The following is a 23,593-nucleotide window of genomic DNA, read 5'->3' on the forward strand; positions in this document are numbered from 1 at the left end:
AACTCTCTCGCGGGGAGGGGAGGCAGCGAGACGACGGGGGCGAGGGCGGGGGAACGGGGTCGAAGGTTCGAGGGGGCGGTCTGGACACGCGGGCCGAGGGCCGGGGGTTGCGAGCTACGACGGCGAACCGGGAGGCGACTGCTCGGGGTCGCGGGTCGGGCGGGGCCCGGGGCCGGGCTCGTGCGGGGGTTCGGCGTCGCGGGTGGGGTGGGGTTCCTGGGTGGGTTGCGCGTCGGGGGCCGGGTGAGGGTCGCGTGTGGGTTCGGCGTCGCGGGCGGGGTGGGCGTCGTGCGCGGGTTCCGGGTCGCGCGCCGAATCGGGTGCGGTGGTCGGATCGGCGACGGGAGCCGGTCCCGATCCGCCGACCGGCTCCCGGCCCGGAGTCGGCTCCCGGCGTGCCGACACGGCGGGTACGAAACTCCCTTCGTGCTCCGAGGGCACCGCCGCACTCGACGTCCGTGGGGGGAGCCCGAGCCCGGGTTCGCCGACGGGGGGAACGGGTTCGCGGTTCGTGTCGACGGGAGGGTCCGGCTCCCGGTTCGCATCCACGGGGGGAACGGGTTCGCGGGGCGTGTCCACGGAAGGGACCGGCTCCCGGTGCGCGTCCAGGGAAGGGACCGGCTCGCGCGTCGCCTCGACGGCAGGCGCCCCGGTCGGGGTCGTCCGTGCCGACGGTCGGGACGTGTTCGCAGCGGCCGACCCGCTCGACGAGCGCGCGGGAGGTTCGGCGACCGCGGTACGAGCCGAGACCGCCGGCGCCGTCGTCCCGGCCGGCTCCGCGTTCGCCACCGGCTCCGCGGCCTCCGTACCGGTGCGCGCCGCTCGCGGCTCCGAAGCAGTGGCCGCGCGCTCCTCCTCCGCGAACCACTCGGCACGACCCGTGCCCGGTCGGGAAACCGGCGCGGGAGCGGGCGGGAGCACCGGCGGAATCGTCGGCAGCACCCGGGCGAGCGCCGCACCGAGTGCGTTGCTCGCGACCACCAAGGGAGTGCCCGGCACCGCGACTCGACCGTGCACATCGGTCAGCAACGCCCGTACGTGACCCCGTCCCGGTCCGCCGAGCAGCACCCGCAACGAGGGCGCGGCACCCTGCGGCTCGGCGAGTTCGGGCGGGAGCGGGTCGGGCAGTTCCGGGGTCACCAGGAACGTGGGCAGGCCCAGCCGAGCCGGTTCGGCGCCGGCGGTCCGGTAGGCGTCCCGTACCGGCGGTCCGGGCACGTCGCGGTGCACGCCGTCGGCGACCACGACCCGACCGCCCGGCAACCGGGCGTCCAACTGCGCGGCGACGGCCTGGAACAGGGCCGGTCCCGAACGCGGATCGCCCTGCACGCACACCATCGGCGGACCGACCACGAGGTCGAGGAACACGCAGTCCAGGTCGCGCTCACCGAGGGCGACCACAACCGGTCTGGTTCCCTCGGCGTCCGGCGTGACCGAGGGCAACTCCGCCCTGGCGGCCGTCCAGGCCCACGGATCGTCCGGGACCGCCTGCCAAAGGCCCCTGGGCGGCGGCATGTCGGCGGCGGCGAACAACACCGTCACCGTGGTGTCGCCGACGACGGCGGCGTACGGCCGGCCGGGCGCGGCGGCGAACTTCGCCGCCACCAGCGCACGTTCCGCGTCCCGCCAGGTCGCGCTCGCGCCCAATCGCTCCGCGAGCACCCGCAACGAACGCCGGTACCGCAGCCAGGCCCGCGCCGGGGCGGTGAACGCGTATGCCGTCAGGGCGACTTCCCGCCACAAACGACGCCCGGCCGCTTTCCAGCCGCCGAATCGCATCGCAATGAAGCGGATGATCAGGAAGATCACCAGGGCGGCGGCCGCGATGCCGCCCCAGCGCAGGATCGCCTCGCGATGATCTCGGATGAAGTCGAGCGGATCGGTGTTCCTCATGTGCCCGGCAACCCTCTCCGTCGAACGCCCACCAAGGCCACCCGGTCGCAGTGCCGCGCTCGCGACGCGACCGACCGGAAACGAGATTTCGGGTGCTTATCCTGCACTGCGCTCCTCCAGGGCCTGGCGCAGGGCGCGGATCGCGTAGTGGGTACGGGACTTCGCCGTTCCGACCGGTATGCCCAGGAGTTCGGCGGCCTGCTTGAGGTCGCGATCGCGCAGCACCGTCTCGGCGAGGATTTCGCGATGTGCCGCGGTCAGCGAGGGCAGTGCGTCGGCCACTGCCATCTTCCAGAGCAGGGGCTCCCATGGATCGTCGGCCGGCAGGTACTCCAGCGGTTCGGGGCTGCACTCCTGCGGCCGGGCGCGACGCGCACGACGGTCGTCCATGACGATCCGGCGCGCCACCGTCGCCAGCCACGGCATCAGATCGGACGTGTTGTCCGCGATCGTGCCCGCATGACGCCACGCCCGCAGCATCGTCTCCTGCACGACGTCCTCGGCCCAGGGCCGGTCCCCGTCGGTGAGCTTGAGACAGAAGGACAGCAATGGCATGGAATAGCGCCGGTAAACCAGTTCGGCGAGTTCCGCGAGTTTGGCCTCATATGTCGAACGTGCCTGATTACCGGTGTCGTGATCATGGGTACAGAAGGACGTCACGGCCTTGGCCCCTCACTTCCCCCGATGTGTCGGCTCGGATCGCGAACACTAACTACGCCGAGCTACAAGTCCGTTGGATCTGTGCTGAATTTGAGGATCCGAGGTCCGCCGCATGCCGGAGACGCGAGTGATCACCCGGGAAAGGGCGTCCGTTTCCGGATTCCTGTCCCGGATATCAACGAATTGACGGGCCGTCGGCGAACCGGGACGAGATCATTTACATCTTCTCGGCGGAAATTTCGGCAAAGGGCGGGAAATTGGATGAAGGGCTCGAACCTCGACGGAACCCCGGACCCGATCGAAACGGCCGGCGTACCCGCGGTGCCGCGCGAGCACGCGCTCGCCCGGGCGACGCGAGGCCGTCGCCGCGTGCGGGGGACGACCGTCGCCGCGCGCGATCATGGACCCATGAACGAGCGTGAACCCTCCCGCCGTCCCGCCGCGGCGACGCTTTCCCGGGTTTTGGACCTGATCGACCCCGGGATCCTCGACGTCGTGGTCGCGCCGCGCGGGACCGAGGTGCCGGTGCGCGGGGTCACCCTGTACGACCTCGGCGACGAGGACGCGGACGGCACGACGCTCGCCGGGATGATCCTCCTCGCGGTCGGAGTGGACCCGCGCGGGCACGGCGCGGTCGAGGCCGTACGGGCGGCCCGCCGCGCGGGGGCGAGCGCGCTGGTGATCCGGCGCGGCGCGGACCCCGTGGACGCGGCCGTGGTCGAGGCGGCCGAGCACGGTGACACCGCCGTTCTCACCCGCCATCCCGGACGCGGGTGGACCGACGTGCTGGGCCTGCTGCGCAACGCCTGCGCCCAGAGCAGCCCCTCCGAACTCGCCACGGTCGACAGCCTGCGTCCGGGCGACCTGTCGGGCCTGGCCAACACGGTCGCCGACCTGGTGGGCGGCGCGATCACGATCGAGGATCCGCAGTCACGGGTGCTGGCCTACTCCCGGATGGACCACGAGCCGGACCCCATGCGCCGGGTGACCATCCTGAACCAGCAGGTGCCGCGCTGGCGCGTCGCCGAACTGCGCGAAAGCGGCTTCTTTCGCACCCTGTGGAGCACCGACGACGTGGTCCGGCTGCCCGCCGACGACCGCTACGCGGAACGGCTGGCGATCGCGGTGCGCGACGGCGGCGAGGTGCTCGGGTCGATCTGGGCCGCGGCCGACGGCCACCCACTCGCGCCGGACGCGACGGCGGCCCTGCGCACCGCCGCCCGGGCGGCCGTGCCGCACCTGGTCCACCACGAGACCCGCGGTCGGGAGGCGGCACGCCGTCGCGAGGCGGCGGTGCACACCTTGCTGACCGGCGGCGCGGGCGCGGAGCAGGCGGCCCGGACGGTGGGGGTGCGCCCGGATCGGCCGCACACCGTGACCGTGGTCGAGGCGTACGAGCACCCGGCCACGGAGTTCGCCTCCGATGCGCCCACCCCCGCGGAGCAGCGCGTGCTCGACGTGCTCGCGTTGCAGGCGGCGGCGCTTCGGCCGGGGTGTGTGACGGCACGGGCCGGTCGACGCCTGTACGTGCTGATGCCGGCGGGCGAGACGCACACCGACCCCGCGCGCGACCTGGTCGCCACCGCGCGCTCGGTTCCCGGCACGGTGGTCTTCGCCGGCGTCGGTCCCATCGCGCAGCGGCCGGCCGAGCTGCCCGGTGCGCGCGAGGACGCCGAGATCGTGGTGCGCGTGCTGCGCGAGCGGGCGGTGGCCACGGGCGTGCCCGCGTCGGCGTCGGCGCTGTCCTCCGACGTGGTCTCGGAGGCGGCCCTGGTGCGCCTGCTGGACCGCGTCGAGCCGCTGTGGCCGATGGCCGGGCCGGTGCACGCGATGATCGAGCACGACCGTGCGCACGGATCGGAGTACTCCGCCTCGGTCGGCGCCTACCTGAGCGCCTTCGGCGACACCGTGGCCGCCGCGCACGGGCTGAGCGTGCACCCGAACACCCTGCGCTACCGGCTGCGCCGGGCCAGGGAACTCTTCGGCGTGGACCTGGACGACCCGACGGGCCGGCTGCTCGCCGACATCGGGCTGCGCCTGGCGCATCGGGCGCAGGGGTGAGTCCCCGGAGAGCGGCCGTCATGACCCCCGGCGCGCCCTGGTGAGCCCTCGGATCCCCGGCGCGCCCGGGTGGGTTTCGAGGCCGGAGCCCGGGCCCGTGCACGGATGAGTCCGGGCCCGACGGCCGGATTCCAAGATCATTTTCCTGTCGAGGCAGACAATCAAAGCCTGCCCCTTTGGTCGCGCTCCACGCTGACTCCCGCTCACGCCCGGATCCAAGCTGTGCATGCGACTCGAACGAGCCGCGAATACCGGAGAGATTCGAGGTGTGGTGCGCGTGACTTCCGCAGCGGCCCTACGGCGTCGATCGGCCCGAGACGCGGCCCTGGCCCACGTCGTGGAGCAGGGGCTGCTCGGCCCCGAGCAGCCCCTGCTGGGCCTGCTGGACGTGGACGGCATCCGGGCCTCGGTCGACGCGCTGACCGCGGCCTTCGGCGAGACACCCGTACTGCACACGTTCGCCGCCAAGGCATGCGGCCTGGTCCCGGTCCTGCACCTGCTCGCCGACGCGGGAATGGGCTGCGAGGTCGCCTCGCCCGGTGAACTCGAACAGGCCCTGGCAGCCGGATTCAGCCCCGACCGGCTCGTCCTGGACAGCCCGGCCAAGACCGTCGAGGAACTTCGCCACGCCCTCGCCCACGGCATCGCCGTCAACGTCGACAACTTCCAGGAACTCGCCCGCATCGACGCGATCGTCGCCGAGCGCCCGGCCACGGGACCGATCGGTATCCGGGTCAACCCGCAGGTCGGCGCCGGCGCGATCGGCGCGATGAGCACCGCGACCAGCACGTCCAAGTTCGGCATCGCGCTGCGCGACCCGGGAGCCGTCGAGGCCGTGGTCGAGGCCTTCGCCCGCCGGCCGTGGCTCGACCGCCTGCACGCGCACGTCGGCTCCCAGGGCTGCCCGCTGCGGCTGATCGCCGCCGGCCTGCGCGCCACGTACGAACTCGCCGAGCACATCAACACCGTCCTGGGCCGCCGACAGATCACCGACCTGGACATCGGCGGCGGCCTGCCGGTGAACTTCGCCGGCGACGAGGACGACCCGACCTTCGCCGACTACGTCGCCGAACTGCGCGGCACCGTGCCCGAACTGCTGGACGGCCGCTACCGGCTGGTCACCGAGTTCGGCCGCTCGCTGCTCGCCAAGAACGGCACGATCGCCTCGCGCGTGGAGTACACCAAGACCTCCGGCGGCCGACGGATCGCGATCACCCACGCGGGTGCGCAGGTCGCCACCCGCACGGTGTTCATGCCCCAGGCGTGGCCGCTGCGCGTGGGTGCGTTCGACGCGCACGGCCGGCCCAAGAACGCAGCGGAGGAGATCCAGGACGTGGCCGGCCCATGCTGCTTCGCCGGCGACCTGACCGCCGTCGGGCGCGCCCTGCCCCTGCTCGAACCGGGCGACGTCGTCGCGCTGTACGACACCGGTGCCTACTACTTCTCGTCCCACTTCGCCTACAACTCGCTGCCACGCCCGGCCGTCTACGGCTACCGCGTCGTGCACGACACGGTGCACCTGGCCATCGTCCGTGAGGCGCAGACCATCCGCGAAGTGGTCCGGGAAAGCGGCGCGGCCCACGTGCACGCCCTGGTGGACCCGACGCCCGCGGACGCCTGGGGGAACCGGTCCCACGACGACCGTCCCGATCCCGAGGAGGTGGCGGTGTGACCCGCGTCCTGATCTCCGCCGACATGGAGGGCGCCACCGGTACCGTGCTGCCGGCCGACGTGACCGCGGGCAACCCGCGCTACGAACGCTTTCGACGCCTGCTCACCGGCGACGTGAACGCGGCCGTGGCCGGATTCCTGGACGCCGGCGCCGACGAGGTGATCGTCAACGACGCCCACTGCGGCATGGACAACGTGCTGTTGGAGGAACTCGACCCGCGGGCGCTGCTCATCGTCGGCCGCAACAAGCCCCTCGGCATGCTCCAGGGGCTCGAACTCGACGTGGACGCGCTGGCGTTCGTCGGCTACCACACCGGCGCGGGCGAGGCCGGCGTACTCGCCCACACCTACCTCTCGCACAGCATCCTCGCCGTGCGCATCGACGGACGCCCCGTCGACGAGGGAGGCTTCAACGCGCTCGTCGCCGCCGAGGCCGGCGTCCCGGTGGTCCTGGTCACCGGCGACGACGCGACCTGCGCCCAGGCGGGCCGGTACGCGCCGGGCTGCCGCACGGTCACGGTCAAGACGGCGATCTCGCGCCACGCGGCGATCTGCCGTACACCCGCCGCGACCTCGGCCGACATCCGCCGCGAGGCCGCCGCCGCGCTGGCGGGCCCGCCGGAGCGGCCCACCGTGACGCCCGCCCCGCACGTGGTCGAGGTCGACGTGGACAGCCCGTACCTCGCCGAACGCGCGAGCGCGACGGCCGGTGTCGACGTCGTCGGCGCACGCACCGTCCGCCTGGAGGCCCCCGACGCGCGCGAGGCGCTGCGCCGGTTCCGGGCCCTGACCTGGGTGATCGGCGCGGGCCGCGAGGGCGACTGGACCTGAGACGGTCCCCTCCCCGCCGCGACCTCCCGAACCGACCCGCCGGCCGGCGCCGTCCCCTCCGGCCACCCGCTGCTTCCCCCGTTCCCGCCTTGCAGGAGTCCCCATGCCGCAGCACACATCTCCGACCGAGCAACCCCGACTCAGTCGTTCGCTCCGCAACCGGCACATGGCCATGATCGCGATCGGCGGGGCGATCGGGGCCGGTCTCTTCGTCGGCAGCGGCAGCGTCATCAAGACGGCCGGCCCGGCGGCGATCGTGTCCTACTGTCTCGCCGGCGCGCTGGTGTTGTGCACGATGCGCATGCTCGGCGAAATGGTCGTCGCGAGACCGTCCTCGGGATCGTTCTCCGACTACGCGCGCAGCGCGATCGGGCCCTGGGCGGGCTTCACGATCGGCTGGCTGTACTGGTACTACTACGTGATCATCGTGGCCGTCGAGGCGGTCGCGGGCGCCGCGATCCTGCACGCCTGGCTGGATCTGCCCCTGTGGGTGTTGGCGATGGCCCTGATGGCGGTGATGACCGCGACGAACCTGCTGTCGGTGAAGTCCTTCGGCGAGTTCGAGTTCTGGTTCTCCTCCGTCAAGGTCGCCGCGATCATCGCCTTCCTGGTGGTCGGCTCTCTGCACGTGTTCGGCGCGTGGCCCGGCAGTTCGTTCGACTTCTCCAACCTCACCTCGCACGGCGGCTTCGCGCCGAACGGCTTCACCTCGATCTTTTCCGCGATCGTCGTGGTCATCTTCGCCTTCGGCGGCGCCGAGATCGTCACGATCGCCGCCGCGGAGAGCAGGGAACCCGAGCGCTCGGTGGCGCGCGCCACCACCGGCATCATCTGGCGGATCATCCTGTTCTACGTCGGCTCGATCTTCCTCGTGGTCACGATCGTCCCGTGGGACGGCGCCGAGGTGCTGGCGAGCCCGTACGTCGCCGCGTGGGACATCATCGGCCTGCCGGGTGCCGGCACCGTGATGGACGTGGTGATCCTCACCGCGGTGCTCAGCGTGCTCAACTCCTCGGTATACGTGTCCTCGCGCATGCTCTTCGCCTTGGCCGCGCACGGCGACGCGCCCAAGTGGTCGGTCAAGACCAGCAAGCGCAACGTCCCGGTCCGGGCGATCCTGGCCGGCACGGTCGTCGGCTGGGTCTCGGTCCTGCTCGCCTACCTGTCGCCGGACACCGTGTTCACCTACCTGGTCAACTCCTCCGGTGCGATCGCCATCTTCATGTACGTCATGATCGGCGCCTCGCAACTGCGCATGCGTCGCCGACTGGAGCGCGAGGCGCCGGAGCGACTGACCCTGAAGATGTGGCTGTTCCCCTACCTGACCTGGATCGTCATGGCGGGCTTCGGTGCCGTGCTCGTGGCCATGGCGGTCATCGACGACCAGCGCACCCAGCTGTTCACCAGCCTGGGCAGCCTCGCGGTCGTGCTCGTCGCGTACGGGGTACGCCGGACGTACGGCCCACGCCTCACCGGGTCGGGTGCGCATCGAGGCCCGAAGGTCGTCGCGGAACCCGTGGCCGCCTCGGGGGAGGCGCATCGGGCGTCGTCACTCGGCCAACCGCAGGACATCGACGGCGGGACGGAAACCCGGACGGAGGCCCGGGCGGATCGGGTTGCCTCGACCGAGTGACCGACGGGGGAGCGGCGCCCGGCGCCCGTGCCCGCCTGCGCGATCGCGCAGGCGGGCACGGGCGTGCGGTGGTGAAACCGGGGTTCGCCGCAGGCCGTCTCCGCGAGCCGGCTCGCGTGTTCGCCCCGCGGTGGTGGGCTCAGGAGTCCGTGAGCACCCACAACTGCCAAACGCCCGCGGGCCGGCACTCGTACCGATTGGCGCCGTTGTCCAGGTACCACTGACCACGCGCATGGCAGCCGCCCAGGTCGTCGGGCGCGAAGTCCTGCACGTGGTGCCAACCCGGGCCGACCACGGGCCGGGTGGTGGAGCCGGTCGTGGGCCCGGCCGCGACCGACGCCTGGGCAACGGCCGCCGCGGGCGCAGCCAGGAGCGCAACGGCGGTGGCCAGTACGGCGAACCTCTTCGTGACGTTCACGATGTTCCCTCCGGAACGATCGACGGGACATGTCGACCTCCCGTTTCCGCGAAGCACTGCCTTCATGCACGGGGTCACGGGTCGGCACACCGAGGGCCCCCGGACACGAGTCACGGCACCGAACGTGCGCACCGCCGATGCCGTGGGCCGACCGAGTCCGGCTCACGGCCGGGCCCGATGCCCGGGCTCAGGCGTGCTGCTTGAACTGGATGATCTGGAGGTAGTTCCCGTCAGGGTCCGCGAACGTCCCGAAGCGGCCGGAGGAGCGATCCTCGACGGGAACGAGCCAGTCCGCGCCGGCCGCTCGCAACTGGGCCTCGACGGCGTCGAAGTCGTCGACATGGAAGTTGAGGATCATTCGCCCCGGTTCACCGTTCCTCGGTTGGACGTCCTCGCGCTGCTCGATGACCAGTAGGAAGCCGCCGAGGTCGATGGGCCCTTCTCCCTGGTATCCGGGGGCGAGTGCCCTGCGGTACCAGTCGCGCAGCTCCGCGGGACGCGTGGTGCCGAGAAGGATGCTGCCGGGCTTCGGAGTTGTCATTCCGGATCTCCTGTGTCGTCGTATGGGAAGGGCTGTGGCGCCCGGCCGAGAAGTCGCTTCACCGCTTCTCGATGGAGGCGGCCCGCGCGACCGACACCGCGCGGCGGCAGGGGCAGGCAGCCCGGGGCGTGGCGTGGATGCCGAGGAGGTCGACGGCGGGATGGTGGTCGAGCCGTTCGAGCACAGCACGGTCGTCTCGGGCGCTATCCGGCTTCGGCGTCGGCCGGCTCTGCGGCCTGGGGTGAGCGCTCGGCGCGCAGCCCGATGGCGGCGTCCTGGTGGCTCGGCGCGTTCCCGCCCTCTTGCGGATTCGGTTGCCCTTCGCCCGTGATGATCAGGTTCCGCAGGCTGCCGCCGATGTAGCCGCCCCACGCGTTGGAGCACACGTCGTAGCACTCTTGGTGCGGGGCCAGGCCCACGTGGGTGAATCGAACCTCGGCGCCGCCGTCCCGCTCGTTGATCTCGAAGACGACCTCGGTGTCCTTCCATTCGGCCTGGTCTTCGATGAAGTCGAAGTAATTGTCCAGGACGCGCCAGGCGACCTTCCGGCCGGGCACGAGTTCCGTGACGCGGATCGTGCAGCGGTGAACGTCCTTGTAGCGGTAGTGGAACTCGCCGCCGACCCGGTCGGTGACGCCCTCGACCTCTTGCGACCACCAACCGCGGACGTTGGTGATGGCCTCGAACGCCGCCCAGGGAGTCCGATTCACCGAAAATGTGGTGACAAAGTCCCGTTCGGGATCAACTTGCATCATGCAAGTCACCCTAGTCCCAGGAACTTTCATGATGCAAGTGCCTTCGGTAGACTGGGGCGCATGCTGGGGAAGACGTATGACTCGCAGGTATGTTCGATTGCGCGTGCCCTGGAGGTGATCGGCGAACGCTGGAGCCCGCTCATCGTCCGTGACGCCCTGTTCGCGGGGGCGACCCGCTACAGCGACTTCCAGCGCAGTCTGGGCATTGCGACCAACATCCTCAAGGCTCGCCTCGACGGCTTCGTCGAGGCCGGGATCATGCGCCGCCACAGGTACTCCGAGCAGCCCGAACTGTACGAGTACCTGCTGACCGACAAGGGACGCGCGCTCGCGCCCGCACTGATCGCCCTCTCCGAGTGGGGCGATCGGTGGGTGGCCGAGGGGGAGCCGCCGATCCTGTACACCCACTCGGCGTGCGGCGGCGGGATCAGCGTGCAGACGGTGTGCGCGCACTGCGGTCGTGTGGACGATCCGGCCGAGATCCGAGCGACGATCGGGCCCGGTATGCCCCCCGAACGCATTCCGCGGAAGGCATGAGCTTCGGCCCGGCGGTGGACGCTACCCGGACAGCGGGGCGAAGGGGCGCATCTCGTCGCCTCCGGGTTGCACGACGCCGTAGCTGCTCTCGGGGACCTCGTTCCAGGCGCCGGGAAGGTCACCGAGGGGCTCCGAGACGATGAGGCGGGTCTCGTCGGAGACGTCGCGCAGGAATGTCACATCGGGGTGGAGCGCTCGCAGCGTGTCCACCCGGGTGCTGTAGAAGAGCGAGCGGGAGTCCTTCCGGCTGGAGTAGCGGAATGCCCACAACCGCGCTCCGTCGGTCAACGCGATCGTCATCTGCAGCGGGAACTCCACACCGTGCCGCCGACCGGTCTCCTCCACCAGGCCGGCCATCCGTGCGACGGCCCCCGGGGGGTCCTGCTCCAGGCCGAGGGTCAGCGCCAGGAAGAACATGAGTTCGGAGTCCGTCGCTCCCTCGATGTCGGGGAAGAGTCCCGGGTCGACGGCCAGGGTCAGATCTCGCTTGATGCGGTGGAAGTCGGCGATGGCGCCGTTGTGCATCCACATCCAATTCCCGTGACGGAACGGGTGACAGTTGCTCTGTTGCACCGCGGTGCCCGTCGAAGCCCGGATGTGCGCGAAGATCAGGCCGGAACGGACGTGGTCGGCGATCTCCCGGAGGTTGCGATTGCTCCAGGCCGGACCGATGTCCCGAACGAGTGCCGGGGCGTCGACGCCGGGCGTGTACCAGCCGACACCGAACCCGTCGCCGTTGGTCGTCTCGACGCCCAACCGCGAGTGCAGGCTCTGATCGATCAGGGAGTGCGCCGGTTTGTAGAGGATGGTGTCGAGCAGGACGGGTGTTCCCACGTAAGCAAGCCAACGGCACATCGGCTACCGCCTCCCGGTCTTCGGGTCCGCGCCGCGCGATATTCGGGTCTGCGCTCGGGTCCGCACCGCGCCGCGCCGCCCGAACGGGCCACGAGCACAGCGTGCGGTTCCCCGGCCTCGCGGGTCGTCCCTGCCGCGGCGATCGAGAACGCCCGGATCCTCGGGGATGCACGGACGGGGCGCTCCGCTCTCACCTCGGCCACGTACGCGCATCGGCGCCGTGTCCGTCCGTGCCGCTCACGGGCTCCACGTCCCTCCTATCGACCATAGGCATCCCTGCCGGTGGCCGCACCCGGGCGGAGGCCGATACGGAAGGGGGAGGGGCCTGGGGTCGGCGATCGTCGGCGCTGCGATCGGCGGGGCGAACGAGCCCGGCCTCGGCGCCCGTGTCCGCAGTGAGAGCTGCCGACGGGGTGTTCGACGTTCGGTGCAACCCTTCGTTTCCCCTCTCCGTATGTCTTTGAGATCACCGGGGTTGTCGAGATCGCCGGTGCACGGGAGACATGGAGGCATGCATGAGGATTCGGGACTTCCGGCGAGCATCGATCGGGAGTGGTTGGGCCCGAACGTGCCTGGCCGCAGCGGGCGTTGCCGCGCTGCTCGTGGTACCGGCGCCCGCCGATGCGGCGGAGGCGTCGGGTGGGGTGCCGGCCGGCTCGCACCGGGTCGCGTCGGTGCAGTACAACCTCGGCGACCGGGCGTTCGTACCGCCGCCGGTCGAGGCCGGCCAGTACGAGGGGGCGAACGAGCTGGCCGGGGTGGTGCATTACCCGACCGACCTGGCGCGCGGGCGCTTCCCGCTGGTGATGATCCAGCACGGCCTGTGGGACACCTGCGCCGATCGCCCGGCCTCCGTCGACCTCGTGGCGGCGCTCAAGGCCCGGGACGCCGCCATTGCCGCCGGCGACACCGTAGAGGCCGAACGGCAACAGAAGCTGGCCGACATCGCCGGCGGCAGGCTGCGCGGCTGGCCGTGTGCGCCCGGGGTCGAGCAGATCTCCAGCAAGAACGGATACGACTACCTCGCACGGGACTTGGCCGCGCAAGGCTTCGTGGTGGTGTCGATCGGTGCCAACGGCATCAACGCGACGTCGTTCGGACAGGCCCCGACGGTGTACCACGCCCGGGCCGCCCTGCTCAATCGGCATCTGGCCATGTGGCAGCAGCTGTCCGCGACCGGTGGTGGCGAACTCGCGCACCGCTTCACCGATCCGCGCGACGGTCGGCCCAGCCGGGTCGACTTCCGCGGCCGGGTGGACCTGACCAACGTCGGTACGGTGGGCCACTCGATGGGCGGCGGCGGAGCCATGCAGCAGGCCGCCGACCTCCGCCGGGGCGACTGGCCGGCGGGTGTGACCGTGAAGGGCGTGTTCGCCCTGGCGCCGACCGCCAACTGGGACGAGGAGCCGGTCACCCGCACCCCGTTCGCGGTGATGTGGGGCACGTGCGACGCGGTGAGGGGCGGCGGGTACTTCGAATGGAACAGCGGGCGCAACACCGTCCCGATCCACAAGTTCACCGTGAGCGGCGCCAACCACGCCTTCTTCAACACCCAGTGGTCGCCGAGCAGCGGCCAGGTCAGCGCGGAGGACGACGCGACACCCGGCAGCAAGCCCGGTACCTGCCTGTCCCAGGACGGCCGTAATGTCGACCAGGTCCGGCTGACCGAGCCCACCCAACGCAACCTCACGTCCGCGTACGCCTCGGCGTTCTTCCGTCGCTACCTCCGCGGTGAGACCACGTTCGACCCGATCCTGGCCGGCACGCGACGCCCGCCGGGAGTGCCGGCCGACGTGGTCGATGCCCAGGTGCGTCGGCCGGTCGCGGCCGGCTGAGCACACGGGACGGCGGCCCGACCGGGAACGGCTCGGCCGGCCCCGGCCGCTCCCGGTCCCGGCTGCGGGATGTCGGTGGTGGTCGGGGCAGTCGGGGCGGTCGGGCACCAGATAAGCGATTCCGCCGTGCGCCCGGCCCGGTCTACAGTCGATGGCGGTTGGCCACGGGATCCCGGGCGGCGCGCCGTCGGCCGTTCGGGCCGGCGGAACCGTGGTTGCCCCGGCGCGTCCGCGGGGAAACCCTGACCGGCCGCCGTGGACCCGAGAACGAAGGAAGGAGGGCGTCGCCGTGAAATGGCGAATCCGGCCGCCCGCCCGGAAGGTCCGGGAGCCCGGGCGGCGGTTCCGAAAGGAACGAGATGTCCCGCACGGACAGGACCAAGCCGCTGTGGGTGCGCCACGCGGAACACCACCCCCGGCCGGTCCACGACCACCGCTACGGCGCCTGTGACCTGCCGCCCCACCCCACGGGGGAGAACTCGGACACCCGCTGCCGATGGGAAGACCCCGGCATGCTGCTGTCCGGCCGCACGTGCTGTTCGGGGTGCACCGTACGCGCCTGCGTCAAGGAACGGCAGCAGATGGCCAGGGCGGCCAACCGCAAGGAACGCTACGCGGGCCGGCGCGAGGCCCGCCGAGGCGGGACCGACGCGGCCTTGAACCGGTAACCGCCGACGCCCGATGTCGTGGTCCGGCTTCGACCCCTCGTCCGGGGGATTCGTATGGGGTTCACTCCCCCCGGGCGGGGAACGGAAGTTGGCTCCGGCGTGGGACGACGCTCGGTGCGCGGACTCCTAGCGTTGCGGAGACGACGCGGGACGTCCGCGTCCGGACTTCGGGGGAAACGCCATGGCACGGATCTCACGTGTGCGTCGACGTCGGTTCGCGTTCCTGGCCGGGGCTTCGGCCGCGGCGCTGGTGCTGGCGGGCTGTTCGGGTGGCAAGGACGACGACGGGCCGCCCGCGGCATCCGCGAGTGCGAGCAGGCCGGCCGGAACGGCCGCGGCGGGGGCGGCCGCAACGCCGACGGGGCCGGCCACCGTCACGGCCGGCGCGCCGATGTCCGCGCGGGCGGCCGCCGTCGCCGCGTACCTGGACCAACACTGGCCGTCCGGCGCGGGAGGGGCGATCGCCACCGCGCGAGACGGCGAACTCGTCGGCTGCCGGGGCCGCGGCCGGGCGAACCGGGAATCGGGCGTCGACGCCGGCTGTGACACCGTCTTCGACATCGGTTCGATCACCAAGTCCTTCACCGCCGCGGCGATCCTGAAGTTGGAGACGACCGGTGTGCTGCGGGTGACGGATCCGATCGGCACCCACCTGGGACCGGTGCCCGACGACAAGCGCGGCATCACCGTGCACCACCTGCTCACCCACACCTCGGGCCTGCCCGAAGGACTCGGCGACGACTACGAACCGCTGAGCCGCGACGACATGCTCGCCCGGGCGCTCGCGGCGCCGTTGGAGTCGGCGCCGGGCGGCACCTTCGCGTACTCCAACGTCGGCTACTCGCTGTTGGCCGCCATCGTCGAGAAGGCATCCGGGACGACCTACTCCGAGTTCCTCACCCGGAACCTGTTCGCCCCGGCCGGGATGACCCGCACCGGCTACCGCTTGGCCGACCCGCGCCGCGACGACGTGGCCGTCGAGTACGACTCCGACGGTCGTGGGCACGGTACCCCGCCGGACCACCCCTGGGCACCGGACGGCCCGTACTGGAACCTGCGCGGCAACGGCGGCCTGCTCTCCACCGCGCGCGACATGTACCGCTGGTACCGCGCGCTGGACGGCGAATCGATCCTGCCCGCCGCCGCCAAGGCGAAGATGTTCACTCCGCATGTGCCCGAAAGCCCCGGCGGGGAACAGTTCTACGGCTACGGCTGGAGCATTCTGCCCGGCACGCCCGGCACGCCCGGCACGCCCGGCACGATCGTCACGCACGACGGCGGGAACGACTGGTCCTACGCCCGTTTCCTGATCCGCCCGGCCGACCGCGTCATGGTCTTCTGGGTCACCAACAGCGTTGCGCGGGAAGGCGATTGGAATCTCGAAGAACAAGACCGGGAACTCACCCTCGCGCTCGTCGCGGCGACCGCGACCTGACGGGGGTCGCGGGCGCCCGGGCGTCGCGGTCGTCAGCCCCGCGCCGGCGCGGCAGGCCGGCAGCGGCGCACGTAGTAGCCGCGAATCTGCACGAACATCAGCGGACCCCACAACACGAACAGGCCGCTGACCACCGTCGCGAGCCCCTCCCACCACCCGTTGGTGAAGTGGACGTTCGACGCGCCCGCGATACCGAACGTGGTGACCACCCAGTCGACCAGCAGCGCGGTGAAGACGAGCGCGCCGAGCGAAGCGGGCACGATCACCGCGAACGGCGGGATGCGCCTACCGCCCAGCACCGGAACCCGGTCGGGCACCACCTCGCCCCATCCGCGGACCAGAGCGAAGTACAGCAGCGCGACCCCCTCGGTGAGCACGCTGAGCCCGAAGACGTAGGGGATGGTGAGCCACAGCGACCACTGCGAGCCCGGCTCGTCCATCCCCATCCGGTAGCCGAAGGCGATCGGCAGACGCCACAGGCACACGGGCAGCGCAAGCAGCGGGATCAGGTGCGCGAGGTTCTCCGCCCAGCGCGGCACGGGTCGCGCGGTGCCCGGGGAAGTCGCCTGCAGGCCAGGGTTGTTGATCGTGTGGTTCATGCGGCCCAGACTCGCGGATCCGGACGGGTCGAGTCGTCGGTCCGTGGACGGTGACGACTACGCCGACAAGCCGACCCGTGATCAACCCGAAGGAGGACCCGGCGCCGCGCCCGCGAGCGCCGCGCCGGCCTCCCCACCGGAAGTGCCGCCGTTCAGGTGGCCGAGACGATCAGCTCGCGCGGTTGAGCGGGTGGAGCAGCGGCAGGATCGACCGGTGGAACTGCGCCGACGCCCGGTCGAGTTCCCGGAATCCCCGGGCGGTCGACGGTTCGTCGGCGAGTGGATCCGCTTCGCAGACGTGGCGGCGCAGATCGCGGGCGGGCCACACCCCGGCCACTTCGGACGCGATCCGGCCCGCGTGCGACTCGGCCGTGCCGTGTGGCCGATCGCTACCGTCGGCCGCGGGAACGACCCCGGGTTCGGTCTTCGGTCCGCGCTCGGCCGGCGGTGCCGGTGGTTCCGGTGCGGCCGCCGTCGGGTCGGCCGGCGAGGCGGTCGGCGTGCGCGGCGGCCTTCCGGGCGTGGCGGCGGGCGTCGGCCAGGCCGCGTTCGGCTTCCTCGGCCCGGTCGCGGGCGCGCTGTTCGTCCTCGGCGGCGGCGTGTTCGGCCTGTTCCGCCTTCGCGACCTCGCGGCGCAGCTCCGCGAGGTGTTCGTGAGCCTGCTGCTTGCGTGTCCGGGCGTCGTGGGAGTGGGCGCGGGTCTGTTCGAGATCCGCTTCCGCAGTGGCGACGGCCGCTGCGGCTTCGTCGGCGTCCCGACGGGCCGCAGCGGCCCGGTCACGGGCTTCACGACGAGCCCGCGCCTGCTCCGAGTCGGTCGATTCGGCTGGTTCGGTCGGTTGGGCCGGCGTCGGTTTCGGAGCCGATCCGGCCCGCCGTGTGCCGGAGCCGGATTCGGCGGCGGGGGCCGCCGCGCCGGTCGCGGCGGAAGGGAACGCGGGCGGGCTGAGGGGGTGGGCGAGCCGACCGGACGCCCATGTGGCCGCGGCCTCGGGGTCGGCGAGGGCGGCCTGGAGAGTGCTGCGGACCTCCTGCACGGCCTGGTCGCTCAGCGGCTGCCCGGTCTTCCCCGCCAGCGCGGCGGCCTGCCGGGCAAGGTCCGTCGTCAGCGTGCGATGCCGAGCGGACAGCGCCCGCAATCGTGTCCCGTCGAGGTCCCGGTGCGCCCGGCGCAGTTCCTCGCCGAGCCCGAGCAGGTCGCGTACGTCGTCCGGCCGAGCGCGTACCAGCGCGTTGCTCGCCCAGGCGGCGAGGGTGGGGCGGCGCAGGGCCTTGATCCGGGTGGCGAGGCTGCGGTTCCCGTCTCGGCGGGCCCGGGCGGCACGGGTGTCGCGTGCGGCGGTGAACTCGGACGGCGGCAGCGTATACAGCGCGTCGGCGATCTCGTCGAAGCCCTCCGCGTCGGCGCGGTCATCGGAGCCGGACCCGGCGCGGCGTGCCATCGTCGCCACCTCCTCCCCGCCGACCGGGCACCAGCCGGCCGCGCGCAGGACACCGCTGCCCGAAATCGTCCACCATCACGCGTCGACGCCGCGTCCCCGAGTCGATCGACCGGTACCTCACCGGGCGGCTCCACCCGGGTCCCGCGACGGAGTCGGACGAACTCACCGACAGCGAAGGCGAGCACGTCGCCCCGGCCGCACAGGGCCGGTCCGACGATCGCATCGCGGGCCGCACGACGATCGACCCGCCGACCGCAAGCGCCGACATCGACCACCCGACGATCCGGCCCCGCTTCCCGACCCCCGGAGGCAACGGACACAGTGTCGCTCCCTCGACCGATGTCCTGACTCATTGTCGGTTGTGGGAGGTCTCGATTCGGCGGGAAGCTGACGGCCCGTCGGATCCCTCCCCACCCCAGGCCCCGGGCACCGCGTACTCCTTCCGGCTCTGCGTACTTCCCGGGGCTTCGTCGTGTGCATATCCCCTTCCCCCTCTCCTCCCGGCACGGAATCGACCGCTTTCCAAGGAGCGCCACAATGAGCCGTACCCCTGCCATGGCCGCGCTGCAGCGCACGGCCGCCGACCACCGAGCCGCCGCGGTCCTGCGTATGCCGGTCGGGGAGTACCGGGGCATCCGTGACGAGGCCACCGCCGACCCCACCGGGCCGAGCCGGCGTACGTTGATCAAGCGCGCCGGAGTCGTGGGCATCGGCCTGGGCCTGGCCGGCGCCGGGTTGTCCCGGCCGGCGTTCGCCGCCGAGACCGCGCCGAGACCTCCGGTGAACCCGGGCCGGGTGGTCATCGTCGGCGCGGGCATCGCCGGGCTGACGGCGGCGCTGACCCTGGCCGACGCCGGGGTGAAGTCCACCGTGTACGAGGCGAATCCCACCCGGGTGGGCGGCCGGATGTACTCGCAGAAGACCTACTGGGGCGGCGGCCAGACCTCGGAGATCGGTGGTGAGCTGATCGACACCGGGCACAAGAAGATGCTCGAACTGTGCCGCCGATTCGGGCTGGCCACCGTGGACTTCGCCGGCTCCGGGCCGAACGGCGCCACCGAGACCCTGTGGTTCGACAACGCCTACTATCCGCGCGCGCAGGCCGACGAGGATTTCAAGGCGATGTACCAGGCGGTCCGCCGGGACTACCAGGAATGCGGCGACGTCACGTGGAATCGCACCACCGCCACCGGCACCGCGATCTCGAACATGAACCTGCGGGACTGGATCGATTCCCGGACCCCGGGCGGCTCCTCGTCCACGCTCGGCCAATTCCTCGACGTGGCCTACAACGTCGAGTACGGCGCGGAGACCGTCGAGCAGTCCGCCTACGCCGCCGTCTGCATGCTCGGCTGGCAGTCCAACCCGGGGCACTTCAACATCTGGGGCGGCTCCAACGAGCGCTACCACGTGGTCGGCGGCAACGACCAGGTCCCGCTCGCCATCGCGGCGGCGCTGCCGTCCGGCACGGTGCGGATGGGACACAGGCTGGTCGCCGTGCGGGCGAACAGCGACGGCACCCAGACCCTCACCTTCGACACCAATGGCACGACGACGACGGTGACGGCCGACCATACGATCCTGGCCGTGCCGCTGCCGATCCTGAAGGGCCTGGACCTGACCCGGGCCGGCTTCGACCCGATGATGACGAACCTGCTCCGCGACTCCCGCATGGGCCACGTCTCCAAACTCAACATGCAGTTCGCCAAGCGCACCTGGCTGGGGGTCGGCGGCAACGGCCTCGGACCCTGGCCGGGCGTGGCGGCCGGGGACTCCTTCACCGACCTGCCGTTCCAGCAGACCTGGGACACCACCAAGGGCCAGCCGGGCACCAAGGGCGTGCTGATCCAGTACGGCGGCGGTACCAAGGCCTCCGGTCTCACCCCGGCCGGCCCGTTCAATACCGCCGAGCAGGACGCCTATGTCGCGAACCTGGCGCGCACCTACCTGGGGCAGATCGACAACCTCTTCCCCGGCACGAAGGCCCAGTGGACCGGTAGGGCCCAGCTGTCGTCGTGGACCAACAACCCGTACTCGTGGGGCGCCTACTCGTACTGGCCGGTCGGCTACCTGCACCGCTACGCCGGCTACGAGGGGACCCGGCAGGGGAACGTGCACATCTCCGGCGAGCACACGTCCTACGACTTCCAGGGCTTCATGGAAGGCGGCGCGACCGAGGGCGAGCGCGCCGCGCGGGAGGTTCTGGGCTCGGCCTGACCCTGACGGCCGAAGCCGGGCGCGGCCGATCGGCCGCGCCCGGCTTCGAGCGAACACGTGTGCGACCGCCACGACCGCCGCGCCCCGTCTGGCAGGCCCGCGACCGTCAGGAGTGGGACGCCGCGATCCGGGCGGCGCTCGCGCCCGGGCGCCCGGTGTCGACGTCGGCCGGCGGCGCCGACGCCGCCTTCGCGCCGGCGGATCCGGATCTCGCCGTCCGCGTCTTGACCGGGGCCGGCTTCACCGCGGTGGATGTCGTCGACGTACACGAGCCCGTCTACTACGGCCCGGACGCCGACCACGCACACGCGTCGGTACTTCGGTTGCAGATGGCTCGGGAACTGCTCGCCGACCTGGACGCCGCGTCCGCGGCGCGCGCACGCGACCGGTTGCGCGCGACCCTCGACGCGCACGACACCGGCGACGGCGTCCGGTTCGCCTCCCGCGCCTGGCTGATCGCCGCGTGCCGGCCTTGACGTGATCAGGTGTTCGGGTCGACTTCGATAGGGTCGTCGGCGAAGGTCGACATCGCGGGGGCGCGGGTGGGCCGTCCGTCTCGACGAACGGTCGTCGTGCGGTCGTCCGATGGGGTGGGTTTTGAGCACGTCGTTTGCGGAGGTCGGTTCGATCGGCCTGCTGGTGACGGTGCTGGTCTGCGCGGTCGTCCGTCCGCGCGGATGGCCGGAGGCGGTCGTCGCGCTCCCGGCGGCCGGCCTGGTCCTCGTCGCGGGGGCGATCTCGCCGGATCACGCCCACGAGGAAGCGCTGCGGCTGGGCCCGGTGATCGGCTTCCTGGCGGGAGTACTGGTCCTGGCCCGACTGTGCGACGACGAGGGCCTGTTCCTCGCCTGCGGGGCATGGATGGCCCGGACCGCCGCGGGGCGGCCGCGACGGCTGCTGGTGCGCACCTTCGCCCTGGCGTCCGTGACCACCGCGGTGCTGAGCCTGGACGCCACCGTCGTGCTTCTCACTCCGGTCGTCTTCGCCACCACCACCCGCCTGGGTATACGGCCGAAACCACACGTGTACGCCTGCGCACACCTGTCGAACACGGCCTCGCTGCTCCTGCCCGTGTCCAATCTGACCAATCTCCTGGCGTTCACGGCCTGCGGCCTGAGTTTCACCCGCTTCGCCGCGGTGATGACCCTGCCCTGGCTCGTGGCCATCGGTATCGAGTACGCCGTCTTCCGCCGATTCTTCGCCGCCGACCTGGACGCCCGCGCCCAAGCCCGGCCCGTCCGCGCGCCCTCGAAGACGCCGGTGTTCGCCGTGGCCACCGTCGCCTCGACTCTGATCGGGTTCGTCGTCGCCTCCGCGGTCGGGATCGACCCCGCCTGGGCGGCCATGACCGGGGCACTCGTGCTCGCCGCCCACGCACTCGCCCGACGCCGCACCACCGTCCGCGCCATCGTCCGCGCCGCCTCGCTGCCCTTCCTCGCCTTCGTCCTGGCGCTGGCGATCGTGGTCCGCGCCGTGGTCGACAACGGCCTCGCCGCCGGTCTGCGCCACCTCGTACCCCACGGCACGAGCCTGCCCGCCCTGCTCGGCGTGGCCGCACTGGCGGCGGTTCTGGCGAACCTCATCAACAATTTGCCCGCCATCCTCGTTCTGCTGCCGCTCACCGCGCCCACGGGGCCGGGCGCCGTGCTCGCCGTCCTCCTCGGCGTGAACATCGGCCCCAACCTCACCTATGTCGGATCGCTGGCCACGCTGCTGTGGCGACGCGTGCTCCACACGCACGACACCGACGTGGACATCGGCGAATTCACCCGACTCGGCCTGCTCACCACGCCCGCCGCCCTGCTCCTGGCGGTGTCGGCGCTGTGGATCTCGCTACAGGCCGTCGGCGGCTGACCACACCCACGCCCATCGCCGATCGGCCCGGGCCGCACAACCCGTGTCGCAACGCGGCAACGGCTTGCCGACACCCGGGCGGACCGATGATCTCCGGCGGGCGTCGCACCCGCGGTCGCACCCAAGTTCCGCCGGACACGGCCTGGTCGGCTGTCTCGTGAACCTGCCTCGCCGTCAGGCTCGGCGGGCGTAGGACGCGAGGCGATCGGCGAGCGCGATGACGAGGTCGCGCAGTTCATCGGGGCGCTCGATGACGAACGGCCGGTCGAGTGCGGCGAGTGCCGGGGGCAACCAGTCGAGCCGCTCCGCCCGTAGTTCGACGCGCAGCCAGCGCTCGGTCGCCCGGTCCTCGCCCGCCGTGGGCGCGTGCTCCTCCAGGCTCGCGACGCCCGCGGGAAGGTGGGCGCGGATCTGCTCAACGGTCCCGTGGATCCGCAAGGTCACCTCATGCCGGTACTCGGCCGTGGCGAACCCTGACAACACGCGCTGTGCCGGATCGGGACCCACGGGCACCTCGAATGAGCCGGGCAGGGTCCGCGCGTCCGCGATGCGATCGAGCCGGAAGGTTCGGGCCTCGCCGATCTCGGGGTCCGTGCCCGTGGCGTACCACCGGCCCGAATGGGCGACGATCCCGTACGCGTGCAGCGTGCGTTCGCTGCGCCGGCCGTCGCGGTCGGTGTAAACGATCGAGACCGGTCGGCGGTGGCGTACCGCATCGGCGATGGTGAGCAGGACTCCGGCGTCCGGGGTGGCGAACTCACCGGGTTGATCCGTGAAGGCGAGAGATTCCAGGAGTGTGTCGAGTCGGCGGGCGAGGTGCTTGGGCAGCACCCGCCGGATCTTGGCCGATACCGTCTCGCTCGCCGTGCGCTCCGCCGTCATCAATCCTGCCCGGCGACCGGCGACCAAGCCGAGCAGCACGGCCAGCGCCTCGTCATCGCTGAGCATGAGCGGAGGCAAACGGTAGCCGGGGGCGAGCCGGTACCCGCCGTAGCGGCCGCGCACCGACTGCACCGGCACGTCGAGGTCGATCAGATGATCCACATACCGCCGCACGGTGCGCCCATCGACGCCGAGCCGGTCGGCGAGTTCGGCCGCCGTCCGGGTGCCGCCCGACTGCAGCAACTCCAGGAGTGTCAGCACGCGGCCGGTGGGTCGAGGCATGTGCACAGCCTACTGCGAATACAGGACCGATTCTGTCCACTATTTCTCCTAGCCTGTGACGTGCAGCGACCCCATCAGCCAAGGAGATCACCCATGGACTTCGTCTCGATCCGCATCATCACCGGCGACGTCGCGCGCCTCGTCGCGTTCTACGAGCGAGTCACAGGAGTGCGGGCGGTGTGGGCCACCGAGGACTTCGCCGAACTCGAGACCCCCAACGCCACCCTCGCGATCGCCGGCACCCGCACCGTCCCGCTGTTCGCCCCCGGCTCTGCCCGCCCGGCGGACAACCACAGCGTGATCACCGAGTTCCGCGTCGACGACGTGGACCGCGTGCACCGGAACCTGACCGGCTTCGTCACCGACTTCGTCAACGAGCCCACCACGATGCCCTGGGGCAACCGGTCGCTGCTGTTCCGCGACCCGGACGGCAACCTCGTCAACTTCTTCACCCCCGTCACCCCGGCGGCCATCGCGAAGTTCACCCGTTGACGCCGGGCACAGTCCGACGCCGTCCCCTTCTC

The 23,593-nt window shown here is 71.7% G+C and carries 21 protein-coding genes; 12 read left to right on the forward strand and 9 right to left on the reverse strand.

The features are described 5' to 3' along the window. Nucleotides 1-114: 114 nt before the first annotated feature. Both ACIBM5_RS17810 and ACIBM5_RS17815 read right to left on the reverse strand, forming a co-directional pair. Nucleotides 115-1,893, reverse strand: coding sequence for a hypothetical protein (locus ACIBM5_RS17810; RefSeq protein WP_396007723.1), 1,779 nt, complete (start codon nucleotides 1,891-1,893; stop codon nucleotides 115-117). Nucleotides 1,894-1,989: 96 nt separating this feature from the next. Continuing rightward, complete coding sequence (locus ACIBM5_RS17815) at nucleotides 1,990-2,553, reverse strand: sigma-70 family RNA polymerase sigma factor (protein ID WP_391583269.1); 564 nt, start codon at nucleotides 2,551-2,553, stop codon at nucleotides 1,990-1,992. Nucleotides 2,554-2,961: 408 nt separating this feature from the next. Here ACIBM5_RS17815 and ACIBM5_RS17820 point away from each other — a divergent pair, with 408 nt between their 5' ends. The 4 genes from ACIBM5_RS17820 (at nucleotide 2,962) to ACIBM5_RS17835 (ending at nucleotide 8,749) form a co-directional block, all read left to right on the forward strand. Beyond that, complete coding sequence (locus ACIBM5_RS17820) at nucleotides 2,962-4,614, forward strand: PucR family transcriptional regulator (RefSeq protein WP_396007724.1); 1,653 nt, start codon at nucleotides 2,962-2,964, stop codon at nucleotides 4,612-4,614. Between the two features lie 226 nt (nucleotides 4,615-4,840). Beyond that, entirely contained in the window at nucleotides 4,841-6,286 is a 1,446-nt protein-coding gene (locus ACIBM5_RS17825; RefSeq protein WP_396007725.1) for a diaminopimelate decarboxylase, read from the forward strand. Continuing rightward, nucleotides 6,283-7,116: a M55 family metallopeptidase gene (locus ACIBM5_RS17830; RefSeq protein WP_396007726.1), complete on the forward strand. Its 834-nt coding sequence runs from the start codon at nucleotides 6,283-6,285 to the stop codon at nucleotides 7,114-7,116. Before ACIBM5_RS17825 ends, ACIBM5_RS17830 begins: the two co-directional genes overlap by 4 nt. Nucleotides 7,117-7,219: 103 nt before the next feature. Continuing rightward, a complete protein-coding gene (locus tag ACIBM5_RS17835; protein ID WP_396007727.1) occupies nucleotides 7,220-8,749 on the forward strand; it encodes an amino acid permease in 1,530 nt (509 codons plus the stop codon). A 139-nt stretch (nucleotides 8,750-8,888) separates the two neighbouring features. Here the strand turns inward: ACIBM5_RS17835 and ACIBM5_RS17840 are convergent, their stop codons facing one another. From ACIBM5_RS17840 to ACIBM5_RS17850, 3 genes are all read right to left on the reverse strand, one after another. Continuing rightward, on the reverse strand, nucleotides 8,889-9,167 hold the full coding sequence (locus tag ACIBM5_RS17840; RefSeq protein WP_396007728.1) for a hypothetical protein: 279 nt from the start codon (nucleotides 9,165-9,167) through the stop codon (nucleotides 8,889-8,891). A gap of 187 nt (nucleotides 9,168-9,354) precedes the next feature. After that, on the reverse strand, nucleotides 9,355-9,708 hold the full coding sequence (locus ACIBM5_RS17845; RefSeq protein ID WP_396007729.1) for a VOC family protein: 354 nt from the start codon (nucleotides 9,706-9,708) through the stop codon (nucleotides 9,355-9,357). Nucleotides 9,709-9,911: 203 nt separating this feature from the next. Next, entirely contained in the window at nucleotides 9,912-10,418 is a 507-nt protein-coding gene (locus ACIBM5_RS17850) for an SRPBCC domain-containing protein (RefSeq protein ID WP_396007730.1), read from the reverse strand. A 105-nt stretch (nucleotides 10,419-10,523) separates the two neighbouring features. On the opposite strand from ACIBM5_RS17850, the gene ACIBM5_RS17855 reads away from it, so the two are divergent. Then, on the forward strand, nucleotides 10,524-11,000 hold the full coding sequence (locus ACIBM5_RS17855; protein WP_396007731.1) for a winged helix-turn-helix transcriptional regulator: 477 nt from the start codon (nucleotides 10,524-10,526) through the stop codon (nucleotides 10,998-11,000). Between the two features lie 21 nt (nucleotides 11,001-11,021). Here ACIBM5_RS17855 and ACIBM5_RS17860 read toward each other — a convergent pair whose 3' ends face one another. Continuing rightward, nucleotides 11,022-11,855 (reverse strand): class II glutamine amidotransferase, encoded by an 834-nt coding sequence (locus tag ACIBM5_RS17860; protein WP_396007732.1) that lies wholly within the window; start codon nucleotides 11,853-11,855, stop codon nucleotides 11,022-11,024. A 515-nt stretch (nucleotides 11,856-12,370) separates the two neighbouring features. Between ACIBM5_RS17860 and ACIBM5_RS17865 the strand changes: the two genes are divergently transcribed. From ACIBM5_RS17865 to ACIBM5_RS17875, 3 genes are all read left to right on the forward strand, one after another. After that, complete coding sequence (locus tag ACIBM5_RS17865) at nucleotides 12,371-13,690, forward strand: alpha/beta hydrolase (protein ID WP_396007733.1); 1,320 nt, start codon at nucleotides 12,371-12,373, stop codon at nucleotides 13,688-13,690. Nucleotides 13,691-14,049: 359 nt separating this feature from the next. Continuing rightward, a complete protein-coding gene (locus ACIBM5_RS17870) occupies nucleotides 14,050-14,358 on the forward strand; it encodes a hypothetical protein (RefSeq protein WP_391583259.1) in 309 nt (102 codons plus the stop codon). Between the two features lie 181 nt (nucleotides 14,359-14,539). Beyond that, a complete protein-coding gene (locus ACIBM5_RS17875) occupies nucleotides 14,540-15,793 on the forward strand; it encodes a serine hydrolase domain-containing protein (RefSeq protein WP_396007734.1) in 1,254 nt (417 codons plus the stop codon). A 32-nt stretch (nucleotides 15,794-15,825) separates the two neighbouring features. Here ACIBM5_RS17875 and ACIBM5_RS17880 read toward each other — a convergent pair whose 3' ends face one another. Beyond that, on the reverse strand, nucleotides 15,826-16,392 hold the full coding sequence (locus ACIBM5_RS17880; RefSeq protein ID WP_396007735.1) for a hypothetical protein: 567 nt from the start codon (nucleotides 16,390-16,392) through the stop codon (nucleotides 15,826-15,828). Between the two features lie 389 nt (nucleotides 16,393-16,781). Continuing rightward, the gene (locus ACIBM5_RS17885) at nucleotides 16,782-17,834 is read right to left on the reverse strand and encodes a hypothetical protein (RefSeq protein WP_396007736.1); all 1,053 of its coding nucleotides are present in this window, start codon (nucleotides 17,832-17,834) and stop codon (nucleotides 16,782-16,784) included. Nucleotides 17,835-18,371: 537 nt separating this feature from the next. Here ACIBM5_RS17885 and ACIBM5_RS17890 point away from each other — a divergent pair. From ACIBM5_RS17890 to ACIBM5_RS17900, 3 genes are all read left to right on the forward strand, one after another. After that, entirely contained in the window at nucleotides 18,372-20,051 is a 1,680-nt protein-coding gene (locus tag ACIBM5_RS17890; protein ID WP_396007737.1) for a flavin monoamine oxidase family protein, read from the forward strand. Nucleotides 20,052-20,110: 59 nt separating this feature from the next. Then, complete coding sequence (locus tag ACIBM5_RS17895) at nucleotides 20,111-20,527, forward strand: hypothetical protein (protein ID WP_396007738.1); 417 nt, start codon at nucleotides 20,111-20,113, stop codon at nucleotides 20,525-20,527. 109 nt (nucleotides 20,528-20,636) lie between these two features. Next, nucleotides 20,637-21,905 (forward strand): SLC13 family permease, encoded by a 1,269-nt coding sequence (locus tag ACIBM5_RS17900; protein WP_396007739.1) that lies wholly within the window; start codon nucleotides 20,637-20,639, stop codon nucleotides 21,903-21,905. Nucleotides 21,906-22,079: 174 nt separating this feature from the next. On the opposite strand, the gene ACIBM5_RS17905 is transcribed toward ACIBM5_RS17900, so the two are convergent. Then, nucleotides 22,080-23,069 carry a helix-turn-helix transcriptional regulator gene (locus tag ACIBM5_RS17905; RefSeq protein WP_396007740.1) on the reverse strand — a complete coding sequence of 330 codons (990 nt, stop codon included), beginning with the start codon at nucleotides 23,067-23,069 and terminating at the stop codon, nucleotides 22,080-22,082. A 93-nt stretch (nucleotides 23,070-23,162) separates the two neighbouring features. On the opposite strand from ACIBM5_RS17905, the gene ACIBM5_RS17910 reads away from it, so the two are divergent. Continuing rightward, nucleotides 23,163-23,561: a VOC family protein gene (locus ACIBM5_RS17910; protein WP_396007741.1), complete on the forward strand. Its 399-nt coding sequence runs from the start codon at nucleotides 23,163-23,165 to the stop codon at nucleotides 23,559-23,561. The last annotated feature ends 32 nt before the right edge of the window (nucleotides 23,562-23,593 follow it).

Source organism: Embleya sp. NPDC050493, from assembly GCF_044458105.1.
Classification (GTDB): domain Bacteria; phylum Actinomycetota; class Actinomycetes; order Streptomycetales; family Streptomycetaceae; genus Embleya.

What these genes read in the sequence shown, in the direction of transcription:
- ACIBM5_RS17870 (WP_391583259.1), top strand. Translation starts at nt 14,050, where the DNA reads ATGTCCCGCACGGACAGGACCAAGCCGCTGTGGGTGCGCCACGCGGAA.
- ACIBM5_RS17890 (WP_396007737.1), top strand. Translation starts at nt 18,372, where the DNA reads ATGAGCCGTACCCCTGCCATGGCCGCGCTGCAGCGCACGGCCGCCGAC.
- ACIBM5_RS17860 (WP_396007732.1), bottom strand. Translation starts at nt 11,855, where the DNA reads ATGTGCCGTTGGCTTGCTTACGTGGGAACACCCGTCCTGCTCGACACC.
- ACIBM5_RS17900 (WP_396007739.1), top strand. Translation starts at nt 20,637, where the DNA reads ATGGGGTGGGTTTTGAGCACGTCGTTTGCGGAGGTCGGTTCGATCGGC.
- ACIBM5_RS17855 (WP_396007731.1), top strand. Translation starts at nt 10,524, where the DNA reads ATGCTGGGGAAGACGTATGACTCGCAGGTATGTTCGATTGCGCGTGCC.
- ACIBM5_RS17845 (WP_396007729.1), bottom strand. Translation starts at nt 9,708, where the DNA reads ATGACAACTCCGAAGCCCGGCAGCATCCTTCTCGGCACCACGCGTCCC.
- ACIBM5_RS17865 (WP_396007733.1), top strand. Translation starts at nt 12,371, where the DNA reads ATGAGGATTCGGGACTTCCGGCGAGCATCGATCGGGAGTGGTTGGGCC.
- ACIBM5_RS17820 (WP_396007724.1), top strand. Translation starts at nt 2,962, where the DNA reads ATGAACGAGCGTGAACCCTCCCGCCGTCCCGCCGCGGCGACGCTTTCC.
- ACIBM5_RS17810 (WP_396007723.1), bottom strand. Translation starts at nt 1,893, where the DNA reads ATGAGGAACACCGATCCGCTCGACTTCATCCGAGATCATCGCGAGGCG.
- ACIBM5_RS17885 (WP_396007736.1), bottom strand. Translation starts at nt 17,834, where the DNA reads ATGGCACGCCGCGCCGGGTCCGGCTCCGATGACCGCGCCGACGCGGAG.
- ACIBM5_RS17835 (WP_396007727.1), top strand. Translation starts at nt 7,220, where the DNA reads ATGCCGCAGCACACATCTCCGACCGAGCAACCCCGACTCAGTCGTTCG.
- ACIBM5_RS17905 (WP_396007740.1), bottom strand. Translation starts at nt 23,069, where the DNA reads ATGCCTCGACCCACCGGCCGCGTGCTGACACTCCTGGAGTTGCTGCAG.
- ACIBM5_RS17825 (WP_396007725.1), top strand. Translation starts at nt 4,841, where the DNA reads ATGCGACTCGAACGAGCCGCGAATACCGGAGAGATTCGAGGTGTGGTG.
- ACIBM5_RS17875 (WP_396007734.1), top strand. Translation starts at nt 14,540, where the DNA reads ATGGCACGGATCTCACGTGTGCGTCGACGTCGGTTCGCGTTCCTGGCC.
- ACIBM5_RS17880 (WP_396007735.1), bottom strand. Translation starts at nt 16,392, where the DNA reads ATGAACCACACGATCAACAACCCTGGCCTGCAGGCGACTTCCCCGGGC.
- ACIBM5_RS17910 (WP_396007741.1), top strand. Translation starts at nt 23,163, where the DNA reads ATGGACTTCGTCTCGATCCGCATCATCACCGGCGACGTCGCGCGCCTC.